The sequence below is a fragment of the Oceanobacillus sp. AG genome (assembly GCF_009746545.1).
GTDB classification, from domain to species: Bacteria; Bacillota; Bacilli; order Bacillales; family Amphibacillaceae; genus Oceanobacillus; species Oceanobacillus indicireducens.
The window spans coordinates 1-1,838 of the sequence record NZ_WOWT01000069.1; the positions used below are offsets into that span (position 1 = coordinate 1).

The following is a 1,838-nucleotide window of genomic DNA, read 5'->3' on the forward strand; positions in this document are numbered from 1 at the left end:
AAGGGGCTGGGACATAACTAGCCAAAAATAGTAAATAAAAAGGTTCCAAGCAATAAAAAGTTTGCTTGGAACCTTTTTTTTAGGAGTTTCTCTATCTCCCGGCACGATTTTGCTGTTCATGGCGGCTTTCTTCCTCAAGTTCACCGCCATCAATGCAAATCCTAATTCATTTTTCACTTTCTGTTTTCCTCTGACAGAAAAACGAGTGAACGCCAAATTAGCCTTCAAGAAACCGAACACTGGTTCTACATCAATTTTACGTTTTCCGTAAATTTCACCAGTTTTCTCGTCTGAAAGCTTCGTACGTACATATTCTTTTTGGGACTCCCACTTTTCATTAATGTAGACTCTTCGGTTATTCCCTTTTTTTGCTTTCGTGCATAAATCCCGGAGTGGACAGCCCGAACAGTCCTCACATTCGTACACTTTAAATTCACGGGTGAATCCGTACCTGTCTGTTCGTTTGGAATGATAGCTAAACCGTACTTTCCGTCCATTTGGGCACAGAAAAGTATCTTCGTCCTCGTTATATTCCCAATTATCTACATGAAAAGCGTTGTTCTTATGCTTCTTTTTCTTCTCCTTTCGATATTGATTATATGTAATAAGTGGCGTTCGATTTCGATTCTCGATGACATCTTCATAATTCTGTTCACTGCCATATCCGGCATCCGCGACAATGTGTTCCGGCAGTTCGAAAAAGTTTTCTTCAATCGAATCGAGAAAAGGAATTAAGGTGCGTGTATCTGTCGGGTTTGGGAAAACATCGTAAGCGAGTGCGTATTGACCTTCCGTTGCAATCTGGACATTGTAACCAGCTTTCAATTGACCGTTCTTCATGTAGTCGTCCTTCATGCGCATAAACGTCGCATCTGGGTCCGTCTTTGAATAACTATTGCGCTCTCCGAAAATCTCCATATCGTTTTCATACTTTTGCTTACGGGTGATGAAATCGTTAAACTGTTTGCGAGCTTGTTTTGGAAATTTACGTTCGGAACGGATTTTCTTTCGTTCGCTACCAACCTCACAAGCTTCGATTTTTTTATCGTATTCCTCAACCTTTTCATCTAACTTTTCGACTACTTCTTCCATTTCTTTAACGGAAAGTTCCGCTTCTGTTTCTCGCTCTATTGCCGGGATGATCTCCTTCTCCAACAGCTCATCGTACAGTTGATTGGACTTTTCGATTAGCTTATCACTATATTTTTCAACGGATTTCCGCCACACAAAGGTGAATTTATTTGCGTTCGCTTCAATTTTTGTACCATCAATAAAAATGGCTTCCTCTTCAATCAATTCCTTTTCCACAAGCTGATTCCGGAACTGGACAAAGCATTCACGTAGTATGTTTTCGATGAGTGGATTAGAACGGAAACGATTGATGGTGCGATAGCTGGGTTCATGTCCTTGAGCCAACCACATCATGCGGATACTATCCTGTAATAAAGCTTCTATTTTACGACCAGAAAACACGGATTGCGTATACCCACACAAAATGATTTTCAACATCATACGAGGATGGTAGGCGGGACGGCCAGTTTGTCGTAAGAAATCCTCGAAAGCTTCTTCCGGAATACTCTCGACAAGATCATGGATCGCAAAGGCAATATCGTTCTCTTTTAATTTCATTTCTAAATCTAGCGGTAAAATTACTTGGTTCATGTTATAATGGTTAAACATAAGGACACCTCCGAAAATTATTGTGTGGTAACTTTAATTTTATCAAAAGGTGTCCTTTTTGTTTACAAAAATAGCGACAAAAAAGGCGTGGGATCTATACTTTTTAGTGTAGATCCCACGCCTTAATTTTTTGTTTACTGGAGTTTTGTCCCAGCCTC

At 40.1% G+C, this 1,838-nt stretch carries 1 protein-coding gene; it reads right to left on the minus strand.

All coding sequences use genetic code 11. The features are described 5' to 3' along the window. Positions 1–1,680, minus strand: a 1,680-nt coding sequence (locus GN217_RS18485) for an IS1182 family transposase (RefSeq protein WP_232334505.1), incomplete at its 3' end; no start/stop codon positions are given. Positions 1,681–1,838: the final 158 nt, after the last annotated feature.